This window comes from Cardinium endosymbiont of Philonthus spinipes (assembly GCF_964030745.1).
In the GTDB taxonomy this organism is placed as follows: Bacteria; Bacteroidota; Bacteroidia; order Cytophagales; family Amoebophilaceae; genus Cardinium.
The window spans coordinates 25,928-39,323 of record NZ_OZ034918.1; the positions used below are offsets into that span (position 1 = coordinate 25,928).

Here is a 13,396-nt window from a genome sequence, read left to right on the forward strand (position 1 = left end):
AAAAAATAATTGATTGTATTACACAAATAACGATATATTTCTTATCTTAACTATAATATAATGCCAATCCAATTGATTAACCTTGTGTTATATATTGTCTATTGAACACCACGATGACCGTAAAAGAAGCGCCAAAATATAACGATACTTCTGTTACTATATCTGATGTTGTAAACTACTTGGAGCAAAAAGTGCCCTTACAAAGCCAGCACCATGTAACAACACCCCATATTGTAGTGGGTGACGTAACCCATATAGTGACTGGCATACTGATTGCTTTGGATATAACAGAAGCAGTATTGGATGAGGCTGTTGAAAAAGGATGTAATTTTATAGTTGTAAATCAGCCTATTTTTATTGATCCATTGGCCCAAGTTATTCCAGAAAATTATGCTGGGAAATGTGTGATCAAAGCGATAAAACATCAACTTACCATCTATGTTTTTAATACCAACTTAGATCACCTGGGGCGGGGGGTGAGCCATAGAATCACTAATTTGATTGAGTTACAAGAGATGCGTCCCATTATTCCTCACAAAGCAGTACTGTATAGGCTAACTACTTTTGTTCCACTTCATGCAGCAAACCATTTGGTTCAATCTTTGTGTCAGGTAGGAGCTGTATTGGCTACACAAAATTTAACAAGTGTGGCTGCTCCTGTGCACCATGCAGCCTATTCAGCACATTTATCAGATTTTACCGCTGGTTCAGATTTAGAGTTTTCACAAGAAAGCCAGCTTAGTTTTATATTGCCTACCCCTTATAAGGAACAAATCATTCAAACCTTACTACAGGTGCATCCTTATGAAAAGGTTACCTATTACTTAGAGCAAGTAGAAGCAATTGAAGACAATATGGGTAGTGGTGTAGTAGGTACTTTACCTATAGAGCTACCAGAAAAATATTTTCTAAAGTATATCAAAACAAAATTGAATTTATCCCATCTTCAACATACAAATTATTTTGACCGGCCCATCAAAAACGTAGCTGTTTATGCTGGAAGTGGGGGAGGATTGCTCAAAGAAGTATTGAGCAAAAAAATAGATGCATTTATTACAACAGGATTACAATATGAACAGTTTTTAGAGGCTAATGGTAAAACATTATTGATTGATATAGGCTATCATGCTAGTCGATTAGGTCTGAAAAAACTAATCCTTGCATTATTATCAAAAGAATTTAATAATATTGTAGTACTACGCTGTAAAACTATTACCAATCCTATTCATCACATCAACGACTAACTAATGGACAAAAATATTGCAATTAAATTGACAAAACTATCTGAACTTCAGGAAACTGATACCCATCTTAATGATATTGTAAAGCTTAGAGGAACGCTCCCAGAGGAGGTATATGCGTTAGAAATCCATATAAAAAACCTATCTGAAACCATACAAGAGCGTGAAATGGTATTGACTAACTTGCGAGAAGAGGTGGTTAGCAAGAAGGCATTTATCAAACAAGCTGAAAAAAAACTCCAACAGTACGAAGCACAACAAATGGAAGTTCGTAACAATAGGGAGTATGATGCGATTACTAAAGAACTGGAATTGCATAAGTTAGACATCCAACTTGCAGAAAAGGCGCTACATACTGCTTATGGTAATATAGAGCAGGAACAGTCTAATTTAGAAGGGCTACATAAACTTTTAGAATCCAAAGAAGCGGATTTGGTTTTAAAAAATGAAGAGCTGCAAGTAATTTTACAAGCAAGTGAAGCAGAAGAGTCTGCCTTGCATAAAAAAAGACAAGAGATCATAGCAATGTTAGGTGAGCCTTTATATCTTGCTTATGAAAGAATTAGAAAAAATGTGCCTAATAATTTAGCTGTGGTTCCTATTAAGAAAGGGGCTTGTGGGGGGTGTTGTATAGTGATTCCTCCTCAGCAAAAAATAGGTGTATATGAGCGCAATAAAATAGTACTTTGCGAACATTGTGGTAGAATGTTAATTGCTTTGGAGCAGCCTATAGATGCACTTCTATTTGTTAGTTAGCACATAAGTAAATATTTTAAATTAGTGGGGGCATAATGTAATGGTAGTTTTTGAACCATTGCTTTAGATTGCTTACAATCAAGATCAAAAAGTTATGGCAGAGGAAGCATACTCATCTGAGGATCTAAAATTTTTTGAAAAGATTCTTTTAGAAAAACTGGAAAAGGCTAACCATGAGCTTCAAGTACTGGAAAAGGTTTTGAGTCGTCAAGAGGCAGGGCTTGAATCTGCTGGTAAACCATTTGAGGAAAATGCAGAAGTAATAGAAACGGAAAATGTGGGTCAATTAGCTGAGCGTCAGCAAAAATTCATCAAGCAAATTGAACTTGCTATTCAACGCATTAAAAATGGCACCTATGGTGTTTGTGTGGTAACGGGTAAGATGATAGATAAAGAGCGTTTGAAAGTAGTACCGCATACGATGTATGCAGTGGATGCAAAGTTAAGTCCAAAAAAATAAGTGTAATGGTTAGGTTTTATACATAGCTTTCTTTTGAAATCTGTTTATGCTATGGAAGATTATGCTACTCAAGCTTGTACTGCATCTCTAATACGGTTAAACAAATTTATAAGTAATGCTGGTGTTTGTGCCAGAAGGGAAGCAGACCAGCTTATTCAATCAGGTTGTATCACAGTAAATGGTGCAGTTGTACGAAGCGTGGGTACAAAAATACCGATAGATGCAGTAGTGACCTATAAAGGTGTTGTTTTGCATATAGAAAAGCTACGGTATCTGCTTCTAAACAAGCCAAGAGGGTATGTTACGACACTACAAGATCCTCAAGGGCGCAAAACAGTTTTGGATCTTGTTGGCAAACAATATTGTGCTGAGCGTATTTATCCCGTTGGCCGGCTGGATTATGATACCACAGGTCTCTTACTGCTCACCAACGATGGAGATTTGGCTCGTAAGCTCTCGCATCCTGCCAGTAAGGTCCCCAAGCTCTATCATGTTGTCTTGAACAAGGCGATACAAACAGAGCATTTACAGGCTATTCAGCAAGGTCTCCTACTAGAGGACGGCCTAGCTAAGGTGGACCAAATTGCTATAGTAGAAGAAGATCCAACCCAAATAGGCATGGTGATCCATATGGGTAAGAACCGCATCGTTAGAAGGATTTTTAGCCATTTAGGCTATCTGGTTGATAGATTAGATAGGGTGGGCTATGCCCATCTTACTAAGCAGCATGTTCCTCGTGGGAAATGGATCTTTTTAAAGGACAAAGAGGTTCGTCAACTTAAAAATTTAGTTTAAGGAATTTATATGCTACTTTTCTTCCTCTATGCGCGCATTCAAACGGCCTAAACCTGTTGTTTTATTGATTCTGGATGGCTGGGGTCATTCCTTAGAAACCCGCTACAATGCCATTTCAGCTGCACAAACTCCTTACTGGAACCATTTCATGCAGACCTTTCCCCATACCTTATTGGATGCATCTGGTGGTGCAGTAGGCTTACCAGAGGGTCAAATGGGTAACTCAGAGGTGGGTCACTTAACAATTGGAACAGGTCGTGTGTTGCATCAGGATCTAACACGATTGGATAAAGCAATTGCAAGGGGGGATTTTTTTACCAATAAAATATTTTTATCCGCTTTAAGTAAGGCAAAGCATACGAACGCATCGGTCCATATCATAGGACTGTTATCTCCCGGTGGTGTGCACAGCGATGAAAAGCATATCCATGCTTTATTAGCATTGTGTGGGCAAAAGGCTATACAAAACTGTTATATTCACGCTATTTTAGATGGGCGGGATACACCACCTACTAGTGCAGCCGCATCGATCGAGCTGCTTCAAAAGCAATGCCAACAAATAGGATTGGGTCACATTGCTTCACTGACTGGGCGCTATTATGCTATGGATAGAGACCATCGTTGGGAGCGTACACGAGCAGCTTATGATTGTATAGTCGCTGGCCAGGCAACCTATCATGCTGCAACAGCTTTAAGTGGATTGCAAGCAGCTTATGGTCGGGGTGAAACCGATGAGTTTGTACAACCCACCTGTTTGCATAAACCAGGTAAGCCACCGATAACGATTGAATCAGGAGATATTGTTTTTTTTATGAACTTTCGTTCAGATCGTGTAAGGCAACTCAGTCGTTCTTTAACGGATCCTGATTTTTCAAGTTTCAATCGTGGAGCATACCCCCGTTTGGGCGATTTCGTTTCGTTAACAGCCTACGCAGATGATATCCCTAGTCATATAGCTTTTCCTCCTCTATCTATACAAAACAGCTTAGGCGCTTGCCTCTCACAAGCAGGTTTAACACAGTTGCGTATTGCAGAAACAGAAAAATATGCCCATGTTACTTTCTTTTTTAATGGAGGCATTGAGCAACCCTTTCCTGGTGAAACCCGTTTATTGGTTCCTTCTAAAAAGGTAGCAACCTATGATCTAGTGCCTGAGATGGGTGCGCTAGAGATTACCGATCATCTGATAAAAGCCATTGAACAGCAAGCTCATGATGTCATTATTTGCAATTTTGCCAATCCTGATATGCTTGGCCATACAGGTAATCAATTGGCTACAGAAGCAGGTATTACAATTGTAGATGGCTGTATGGGTAAAATTATCGCTGCCTTGCAGCAGCAAGGTGGCCAAGCCATTATTACAGCTGATCATGGTAATGCAGAATGCATGTATGATTCGAAAATGAAACAACCTCATACTGCACATACCACAGCACCTGTTCCATTGCTATATATAGGCCGTTCAGCTAGCCTAGCAGCTGTTGGTACATTAGCAGATGTAGCGCCCACATTATTGGCTCTACTAGGCTTACAGCCATCTAAAGAAATGACCGGAAGCAATTTGCTTACTTTTAGATAGACCGTTGTTGTATATAGTTCGTTGTTAAAATAAAAATAATAGAGATGTCAAAAATTCGTTCCGTTACTGCCTATGAAATCTTAGACTCGCGTGGCCATCCAACCATCGCTGCTGAAGTAAGTTTGGCATCAGGGGAGAGCGGATACGCCAGTGTGCCTGCTGGCGCTTCCACTGGTTCCTTTGAAGCAGTAGAGCTAAGAGATGCCAACCCCAACCGTTATCATGGCAAGGGCGTTTTAAAAGCAGTGGAACATGTCTGCTCCATCATTGACCAAAATTTAGTTGGTAAAGATGTTGATGATCAAGCTGGTTTGGACCACTTAATGGTAGCGCTTGATGGCTCGCCCAATAAGCGGAATTTAGGTGCCAATGCTATTTTAGCTGTTTCTTTAGCAATTGCTAAGGCAGCTGCGTTACACTACCGGCAACCATTGTATCAATACTTTGCCCATTTGATGGGTGCTTCATATAGCATGCCAGTTCCCATGATGAATATCATAAATGGCGGCCTACATGCAGATAACCAGCTTGCTATACAAGAGTTTATGATTGTACCCTTAGGCTATCCTTCTTTTAGTGAAGCATTGCGTGCCGGTGTAGAAATTTTTCATGTCTTAAAGGCTTATTTAAAGCAAAAAGGTCTTAGTACCAATGTGGGTGATGAAGGGGGATTTGCACCCAATTTAGATGGAACGAAAGAGGCTATTGAAGCTATTTTAGAAGCGATTATTCAAGCTGGATATAAGCCTGGTCGAGATATTTATTTAGGTTTAGATGTGGCTAGCACGGAATTTTATAGGCCAAATGGCGTTTATGATGTAGAAAACAAAATGTTTACTAGACCAGAATGGGTAGCCTATTTGGTAGACTTGGTGCGCCAGTATCCTATTATAAGTATAGAAGATGGTATGGCTGAAACAGATCATATAGGTTGGCAGCAGCTTACCCAAGCGTTGGGTGACCGGGTGCAGTTGGTCGGAGACGATCTGTTTGTTACCCATTCAAGCCTATTAAAGAAGGGCATAGCGGAAAATATGGCCAATGCGGTGCTGGTTAAATACAATCAAATAGGCAGCTTAACAGAAACATTGGCAACCATTTCGCTAGCAAAAAAATCTGATTATGCTGCCATTATATCCCATCGATCTGGAGAAACAGAGGATACTACGATTGCTGATTTAGCTGTTGGAACAGGTGTCGGACAGATTAAAACAGGTGCCATTTGCCGTACAGATCGAGTGGCTAAGTACAATCGTTTATTGCGTATTGAATCAGATTTACAAGATCAAGTGTCCTATGCAGGGCATCATGCTTTTGCTCGGTTTCTTAAATAGGATCAGCATCTCCTCTGTAAACCCGCTTAAGTAGATTGTATCTATTCACGCCTGTGGTTGGGTCCCCTTATCTCCTTCGATAAAAAGTCTGGCCCGATAGTAAATAGATGAATCGATATGTTTTTCAGCCCCCACCCACGGCTGTGGGTTATACCTAAGCAAGAAACTTATTTATGGCGTTATGATATTTCTAAAAGTTTTGTACTATATTTTTCATTCAGGAGTGCTTTTGCAGTTATGATCGATTGTTTCCCTGGTGCTTAAAGTGCCCGTTTTTCAGCATGGTTTTGGATAGGAGCGGTTGAACCAATGGTGGTACTATAACCCCGATTAGAAGAATGTATTTATTTAGCTGTTCCAAGCTGAAGCACTTCTGTTTGTTATAATAAAATTATGAGGCCGTTGTGATAGGTTGAAGGTATAATTTTGATTAATCTTCCAGGGTTATTTCCTTGCCATATTTGATGTTATAGTGGTATAAAACTATTTATTTACTGATTTTTTAGTCATTTTCAATCTATTTTGGACACACCATTCCCCTAGATACCTCTTAATATGATGTTTGGGGACCTATATAAGTTATAGGCTATTGCCTCCATAACATGTTGCGTATGGGTTTTAGCAAGGCCTATATATCTGGCTCCTGAGCTACGGAACCAACTTTTAATACTTCCAAATACCCGTTCTACTTTATAGCGCGTTTTAGATACTAATTTATTAAACCGTTTAGCAGTGGGTGATAAAGGATTGTTTCTAGCCCCTTTTTTCTGAATAGCTGATTTTAACTTCTTTTTCTTTAGTAAATTTTCGTTGGGCGACCCGCTATAGCCTTTATCTGCATAGAGTCTGCTGCCTGATTTTAGCCTTACTTTATCCAATAATACCTGTAAATGCCCACTATCATGACTAGATGCTTTTGTGGTACCTACGGCTAGCACCAACCCCTCTTTGCTTTCCACAAGAACATGCCGCTTATAGCCATAGTAGAGATGATGGCCTTTTTTTATCCAACTTGCTTCTGGATCTACTCCTTTTTGATAACTTTCAGCTGTGGTTATGGTTCCATCTTCATGCAGATCGTAGCTTTTTTTACCTTTAGGGCGTCTAGGGGTAGGGGTAATAGAAGCATCTACAGCTGCTGAACCGTTTTGAACCAATACACCATGATCAGATAGCTGATTATTAATGATATGCAATAACTTTTCTAAAGCATTCTTCTCTGTAAGGGTAGTTCTAAATCTACTTAGTACACTATGATCTGGAACAGAACTATCCATCGAAATACCACAAAATCTGCTAAAAGTGATACGATCATTCACTTCTTCTTCGACTGCATAGTCGCTCAAGCCATACCACGTCTGTAGCAATAGCATTTTGAATAGAAGCAGAGGACTATAGGCCGGTTTGCCTGATAAACGTAAACCTTTAGGATAATGTAATCGGAGTGCTTTTTCTACTACTGACCAATTAACTAGCTTGTTGATTTGATCAAAGAAAGTGTGTTTGCACTTACGCTTATTGGCGGAAATATCTGAAAAACTTAATTGCTTAGTTTGCTTGAGCGACATACACAATATTATTAAAAGTTTTAAGCATCAATACCTAAAAAAATCAATAGAATTTAACCTTTTTTTACCTTCTTCTAAAAAATAAAAAGATACTTTTTATGGCAAATCGTAAAGGTCTATTGCAACGGCCTCAAATTATATAAATAGCATACTGTCATGCAAAAAGGAAAAAAAAGAGAATCATTGCACATTATTCATCCTAACGCAGCAGGTATTGATATAGGTTCGGAAATACATTATGTATGTGTACCTGAAGGCAGGTGTGAACAAAGAGTCCAAAAATTTAAGTGCTTTACAGAAGATCTCCATAATTTAGCAAAATGGTTGCAAGCCTGTGAAGTGACCACAGTAGCTATGGAATCAACCGGAGTTTACTGGATTCCGTTATTCCAAATATTGGATTCTTATGGTTTTAGTGTTCTATTAGTGAATGCAAAACATGTAAAAAATGTTCCTGGTAGGAAGTCAGATGTACAAGATTGTCAGTGGTTACAACAATTACATAGCTATGGTCTACTCCAAGGCTCTTTTAGGCCAGATGATGAGATCTGTGTCTTACGTAGCTACATTAGACAAAGAGAAAGTCTGGTCAAAACAGCAGCTATTCATATTAATCGTATGCAAAAAGCACTGTCTCAAATGAATCTTCAATTACACAAAGTAATAAGAGATATTACGGGTGTGACAGGTATTCGGATTATCGAATCGATACTGTCAGGCGAGCGCAACGCTGCTAAATTGGCTTCATTAAAAGACTGTAGAATTAAAAGCGATGAGGCTACGATTGCAAAAGCCCTGACAGGAGACTATAGAGCAGAGCATCTATTTTCTCTAAGGCAGGAGCATAGGCTATACCTTATATATCAGGAAGCAATAGCAGAATGTGATAAAGCTATTGCAGATTATTATAAACAATTTGAGACAAAATCTGATTCAGGCCCACCTTGTATTAAAAGCAAAGCTACTTCTACAAAAAACAAGCCGCAGTTTGGTCTGCATGAAGAATTATATCGCGTAACAGGCGTTGATTTTACGACAATTCCTGGCCTTAGCACTTTAACAGTACAAACTATTGTTTCAGAAGTTGGTATGAACCCGCATAAATGGCCAACAGACAAACATTTTTCTTCATGGCTAGGTTTAAGTCCTTCCAATAGAATAACAGGAGAAAAAGTAATAAGTACAAGAACACGTAAAGTAATTAATCGTGCTGCAAATGCCTTTAGAATGGCAGCACAAGCAGCATTAAATAGTAAAAGTGCCCTTGGGGCATATGGTAGAAGAATGAAAACCCGATTAGGGGCCCCTAAAGCGATTACTGCTACGGCAAGAAAAATAGCGAGTACTTTTTATAACATGCTAAAATTTGGGAAAGGCTATGTCGATAAAGGAATAGAACATTATGAAAAAAAATACAAAGAAAGGACCCTAAAATATTTAATCACAAAAGCAAAAGAATTGGGCTATGTAATGGTAGACCAAACGGAAACATGTACTTGAAGTTTCTTAGAAGCGGGAAAATCGTGAACTCAGCCCGCAAGCGGGCTTCAAACAGACGATTTTCTAATCCGCTGAAAAATATACCGCTCAGGGGTTAGTCTTTTACTAGAGCGCCATTTTTTTATCGAGTATCCTTTCAGGGGTGTGGTTTTTAGGCAATAATATTTTGGAGTTGTTTGAAAGGATTTAGGTTTTGTTGTCTCCAGGTTAGGTACAAAGAGATGATTCGCTCTACGAATCTATTGCCCCGTTCGGATTGCGTAAAGTAGCAGTTTTTACGATATAGGACGTAATGCCTGATTTGTCTTTCGGCCAAGTTATTAGTCAGGGGAATGTTTAGTGGATCTTTGCAAAATTTCCACAGCATAGGCTCTGCTCTCATGATATTTCTGGCTACTCGATTAGCCTGGACCGCCCCTGGTGTGCTAGCAATAGCTTTTAGGCCATACCAGATCCGTTTACGCAATTTTCTAATGCGTCTTAAAAAGGTAAACAGCTCTATAGTATCTTTGGCAAAGGCTCGATGTAAGGAAAATAGTTCACTAGCCATCTTTTTTAAATAAAAACCCAATACTTTAACGCCACTATGGCAACTATGAGCAAATCTTTCAAAATCTCTGGCTAAGTGTGACCAACAGAGTTGCCGATGGGTAGGTGGAAAGTAATTGTAGGCCGCATATCTATCACTAACAATAATCTGTTTCTTAGGTTTTAATCCACTACTTTCTAAAATTTTCTTACTTCTGGATTTTGTTAGTTTAAGGAGGGTAACCATAGGATTAGTAAAAATCCAGCACCAACCTAGTTTACCACTATTAAAATGACCAGTTTCGTCTATATGTAGTACCTGACTTGCTCTAATGGCTGCTTCTATTGATTGGTAGGCTGATTGACACTTAGAGGCTACCCTTCCTTCGCTATTAGAGATGCTACCAAGACTGATATCAAGGTTAAAAATATCTTTTAATATATGGCGAACTTCCTGCTTCGAGTTTTTATAAAAGCCTGTTAGGGAACTAATCACTGATTTAATTCTAGGACCAAAGGTATCTGAGGTAACACCTTGAGGAAGAGAAGCAGTATGGCGTTTGCCACATTGTCTGCAACGTCCATGGTGCACATGATAATTGATTACATGTGGCTTGATCTCCGGAATATCTATTTTTTGATGAATATAAGGCTTGGCAGCCATCGATACATGACCACCACAGGAACATGAATCTGAAATAGATAACTCAATAACTTCATCTGCTAACAGCTTGGTACGGGTAGTACCTGGATGGCCAGGTTGACCGCCTCTGTTACGTGTGCTTTTTACTTTATTACGCTTGATCTTATATAATTCCTTGGAACTAGGAATCGAGGAAGTTTTAGAGGTGAGACCTAACTTGTCTTTTAATTTGCAATTTTCTTCACTTAAAGATTTATTGGCGGCCGATAGAGAGGTAATAACTTCTTTTAAAGAACTATTGTTAGCGGTTAATACTGCAATCTCTCCACGCAATGCGGCATTATCTGCCTCTAGCACGCTAATACTCGATTTGAGAAGGCTAATTTCTGATTGTAAGGAAATAACTATCGAGGATAAAGAATCCATCTCTTTGATGTGGAATGAAACTAAAGAAAACTAAACTTAAAAAGTTATTTGAGATTTTGCAACCCTAAAAAACCACACCGCTGAATCGTTACTTTATCGAAGGAGACGCGGGACGGGTACTTGGTCAGCTATTTGCTTTTTCAGAAAAACGTAATCACAGTGATGAATGGATACTCGTGAAAAGCTAGAAAAAACGTATTTTCTGCCACAGTGGTGAATAGATACATATTTTAGCCATTGTGCTGCTTTAAAAACTGCATCATAACTGCTATAGTTTCCTTAGAGTCAAATACTGATTTGCAATTATAGTGCACTTCAAAATCAGACAGTATTGCGGTGAAATTGCAACAATGGAATAGCCCCTCAGCAATATGTATTTCTACATTACTATGGTAAACAGCGTCATCTTTAGAAGTAGCAAGGTTTTCAAAGCTAGTGCCTCTACATAACTGACTGCCTGTATCAATCAAAAAATCATGTTCTCCATACGTTCGCCCAGTAATTAATTCTGATAAGGCTGTAGTGAGTGCATCAACTTTGGCCTGATCTTTCTGCTCATCATAAGCAAAATATTCAGCTAAATTAGGTATGGAGCTACCTATGAGTAGTATAGGGATAGGGGTATCGTGCTTGTCGTTACGTATAAATGTTGTTACATCTGCTATGCACTTGGAACCTTTACACATGTCCCTTATGCCTTGAAAAACAGCATGGGAAGCTGTCTTAATAACAGGAGTGTTTAGTATTGTTCCTAGGATTTTTGGTTGGATCAGTGAAGTCTTAGGATGACCTATGGCTTGTAATCCTGGTGCTGCTTTTTTGTTAAACTTATCTAAATTAGATTTATTATTTTCAAATATTTGTGTTCCATTTAGCGGGGTAAGCGCACAAATGATCGTGCTAATATTGAGGATATCCCTATATTTAGCTGCTAAAATACAAGCGACTAATCCACCCTGGCTATAGCCAAATAAATTGATTGGTATAGCGCTATGTTCTTCTTCTGAATATTGGGGATATCTATCGCGTAATGCTTCTTTTATTTCTTCAACCACTTTTTTTGCTTGCTTATCTATAGATAGACGTACTGATACCCACCCCTCTCTACATTTTGGTTGCATGATCTCAATATTTTCACCCAACTCTTCCTTGGCTGCTTTCGTGATCTCATCCATTTCAGAAGCATCCATATTAAGGCCATGTAATGCTACAATAACACATTTAGGTAGATCATGCCCTACCTCAGTTTCCAAAAAATTTATGTCTGGACATGCTTGCTTAGCGAAACGAGAACCCATTTCTGTCCGATAAGATTGCTGACAACTATAGAGTGCGCAAGCTACCATGAAAAAAAAGTATTTTTTAAGGCTAAATTTTAACATTGGATTAAAACAACATTATGCTTATAGACGAGTTCATTAATCGTATCTATTCACGTCACTGGTTAATAATGAATTGTATTCCACTTTTTTCTTGATAAAAAAGTGGACAAAAAATCAAGCCCTCGGCAAAAAGTTCCGGAAGCCACCCCTTACAGATGGAAAAACAGAAGTCGCCCGCTGCGCGGGCTTCAAAGGAAGCTGTTTTTCCCAATCATCTGCAAGGGGTGGCTTCTATTTCGAAACTTTTTACAGGGGCATTTTATCACTATGACCATAGTGTTGAACAGATACCATTAATCAGTTGACTTCTTAAGTTTACACTATTGCCTCTACAGGTAATTTCATAAGATAGAATATTTAATCTTGTTGTTTCCTTAAAAAGGCTATATAATCCGATATAATTTTGTCTTCATCACCACTAAAATACCCTATATAGTTATCTTGAGCTGTATCTGGATTGTCCACTACACTTGCCACAGATAGTGTTTTGATATTAAATACACAATTGAATGTTGCTGCTATAAGGTTTGGTCCTTTAATATGATCCATTAAGCTAACCCGATCCCAGCCAAATATATGAATTGGTACTTTAAGATATTTGTCGGCTTCAGCTTTTGTTAAATCCTGCAACTTAAAGCTATGATCTAATAAAAGTAATATTTCTTGATGTATTTTTTCTACTTGCCATTCTCCGCTCAGATCTGTTGTTTTAGTATCCTCTAGAGATTTTATTTGAAAGACCCTGGCATCTTTTCCAAATTTTTTTTCCAGTTCTTGCTTCGTCTTTTCAGTTGTAGAGACACTTGCCTCTGGACTAGGCACTAATATGATATAAAATTTGGGGGGAGAACATTCGAACTGTTTATGTTTAGTGTCTTCTTTTAAGTTAGCTTCGATGGGCCCACTTTCTGTAGAAGGAAAAGATTTTAGCCGATCATACCCAGCGTTTGAGGAGCTTGTATGGGCTTGGCATGTTTCCTTATTACCCATTCGCATCCGATAATATTGCTGACAACTATAAAGCGCACAGACGACCATAAAAAAAATGTGTTTTTGGGGGCTAAATTTTAACATGGGATTAATTAGAAAAAAATTAAAATACAGGCTTCTATTTATTAGGTTAACTTGCAACCAAGTGATAGTAATATATTTATATGTATTTTCCAAATTTTTATTAAACTTTT

At 38.5% G+C, this 13,396-nt stretch carries 12 protein-coding genes; 8 read left to right on the top strand and 4 right to left on the bottom strand.

From position 1 onward, the window contains the following. The first annotated feature begins 113 nt into the window (after positions 1 to 113). From AAHM81_RS00125 to eno, 6 genes are all read left to right on the top strand, one after another. Positions 114 to 1,244, top strand: coding sequence for a Nif3-like dinuclear metal center hexameric protein (locus AAHM81_RS00125; protein ID WP_342265353.1), 1,131 nt, complete (start codon positions 114 to 116; stop codon positions 1,242 to 1,244). A 3-nt stretch (positions 1,245 to 1,247) separates the two neighbouring features. After that, a complete protein-coding gene (locus AAHM81_RS00130) occupies positions 1,248 to 1,997 on the top strand; it encodes a zinc ribbon domain-containing protein (RefSeq protein ID WP_342265354.1) in 750 nt (249 codons plus the stop codon). Between the two features lie 94 nt (positions 1,998 to 2,091). Continuing rightward, the gene (locus tag AAHM81_RS00135) at positions 2,092 to 2,457 is read left to right on the top strand and encodes a TraR/DksA family transcriptional regulator (RefSeq protein ID WP_342265355.1); all 366 of its coding nucleotides are present in this window, start codon (positions 2,092 to 2,094) and stop codon (positions 2,455 to 2,457) included. 51 nt (positions 2,458 to 2,508) lie between these two features. Continuing rightward, entirely contained in the window at positions 2,509 to 3,252 is a 744-nt protein-coding gene (locus AAHM81_RS00140) for a pseudouridine synthase (RefSeq protein WP_342265356.1), read from the top strand. 28 nt (positions 3,253 to 3,280) lie between these two features. Beyond that, positions 3,281 to 4,831 (top strand): 2,3-bisphosphoglycerate-independent phosphoglycerate mutase, encoded by a 1,551-nt coding sequence (gene gpmI / locus AAHM81_RS00145; RefSeq protein ID WP_342265357.1) that lies wholly within the window; start codon positions 3,281 to 3,283, stop codon positions 4,829 to 4,831. A 44-nt stretch (positions 4,832 to 4,875) separates the two neighbouring features. Continuing rightward, positions 4,876 to 6,165: a phosphopyruvate hydratase gene (gene eno, locus AAHM81_RS00150; protein WP_342265358.1), complete on the top strand. Its 1,290-nt coding sequence runs from the start codon at positions 4,876 to 4,878 to the stop codon at positions 6,163 to 6,165. 539 nt (positions 6,166 to 6,704) lie between these two features. On the opposite strand, the gene AAHM81_RS00155 is transcribed toward eno, so the two are convergent. Next, positions 6,705 to 7,733 (bottom strand): IS5 family transposase, encoded by a 1,029-nt coding sequence (locus AAHM81_RS00155; protein WP_342264943.1) that lies wholly within the window; start codon positions 7,731 to 7,733, stop codon positions 6,705 to 6,707. A 156-nt stretch (positions 7,734 to 7,889) separates the two neighbouring features. Between AAHM81_RS00155 and AAHM81_RS00160 the strand changes: the two genes are divergently transcribed. Next, the gene (locus AAHM81_RS00160) at positions 7,890 to 9,233 is read left to right on the top strand and encodes an IS110 family transposase (protein WP_342265359.1); all 1,344 of its coding nucleotides are present in this window, start codon (positions 7,890 to 7,892) and stop codon (positions 9,231 to 9,233) included. A gap of 151 nt (positions 9,234 to 9,384) precedes the next feature. Here the strand turns inward: AAHM81_RS00160 and tnpC are convergent, their stop codons facing one another. After that, complete coding sequence (gene tnpC, locus AAHM81_RS00165) at positions 9,385 to 10,830, bottom strand: IS66 family transposase (RefSeq protein ID WP_342265360.1); 1,446 nt, start codon at positions 10,828 to 10,830, stop codon at positions 9,385 to 9,387. A gap of 230 nt (positions 10,831 to 11,060) precedes the next feature. After that, entirely contained in the window at positions 11,061 to 12,176 is a 1,116-nt protein-coding gene (locus AAHM81_RS00170) for a hypothetical protein (RefSeq protein WP_342265361.1), read from the bottom strand. Positions 12,177 to 12,367: 191 nt separating this feature from the next. Here AAHM81_RS00170 and AAHM81_RS00175 point away from each other — a divergent pair, with 191 nt between their 5' ends. Then, positions 12,368 to 12,517, top strand: a complete 150-nt coding sequence (locus AAHM81_RS00175; protein ID WP_342265362.1) for a hypothetical protein — start codon at positions 12,368 to 12,370, stop codon at positions 12,515 to 12,517. Positions 12,518 to 12,569: 52 nt separating this feature from the next. Here AAHM81_RS00175 and AAHM81_RS00180 read toward each other — a convergent pair whose 3' ends face one another. Beyond that, positions 12,570 to 13,286, bottom strand: coding sequence for a hypothetical protein (locus AAHM81_RS00180; protein WP_342265363.1), 717 nt, complete (start codon positions 13,284 to 13,286; stop codon positions 12,570 to 12,572). Positions 13,287 to 13,396 lie beyond the last annotated feature (110 nt).

Bases quoted from the DNA above. Each gene is read 5' to 3' on its own strand.
- AAHM81_RS00125 (WP_342265353.1), top strand. From the start codon at position 114: ATGACCGTAAAAGAAGCGCCAAAATATAACGATACTTCTGTTACTATA.
- AAHM81_RS00175 (WP_342265362.1), top strand. From the start codon at position 12,368: ATGGAAAAACAGAAGTCGCCCGCTGCGCGGGCTTCAAAGGAAGCTGTT.
- gpmI (WP_342265357.1), top strand. From the start codon at position 3,281: ATGCGCGCATTCAAACGGCCTAAACCTGTTGTTTTATTGATTCTGGAT.
- AAHM81_RS00160 (WP_342265359.1), top strand. From the start codon at position 7,890: ATGCAAAAAGGAAAAAAAAGAGAATCATTGCACATTATTCATCCTAAC.
- AAHM81_RS00155 (WP_342264943.1), bottom strand. From the start codon at position 7,733: ATGTCGCTCAAGCAAACTAAGCAATTAAGTTTTTCAGATATTTCCGCC.
- AAHM81_RS00135 (WP_342265355.1), top strand. From the start codon at position 2,092: ATGGCAGAGGAAGCATACTCATCTGAGGATCTAAAATTTTTTGAAAAG.
- AAHM81_RS00170 (WP_342265361.1), bottom strand. From the start codon at position 12,176: ATGGTAGCTTGCGCACTCTATAGTTGTCAGCAATCTTATCGGACAGAA.
- AAHM81_RS00140 (WP_342265356.1), top strand. From the start codon at position 2,509: ATGGAAGATTATGCTACTCAAGCTTGTACTGCATCTCTAATACGGTTA.
- tnpC (WP_342265360.1), bottom strand. From the start codon at position 10,830: ATGGATTCTTTATCCTCGATAGTTATTTCCTTACAATCAGAAATTAGC.
- AAHM81_RS00180 (WP_342265363.1), bottom strand. From the start codon at position 13,286: ATGTTAAAATTTAGCCCCCAAAAACACATTTTTTTTATGGTCGTCTGT.
- eno (WP_342265358.1), top strand. From the start codon at position 4,876: ATGTCAAAAATTCGTTCCGTTACTGCCTATGAAATCTTAGACTCGCGT.
- AAHM81_RS00130 (WP_342265354.1), top strand. From the start codon at position 1,248: ATGGACAAAAATATTGCAATTAAATTGACAAAACTATCTGAACTTCAG.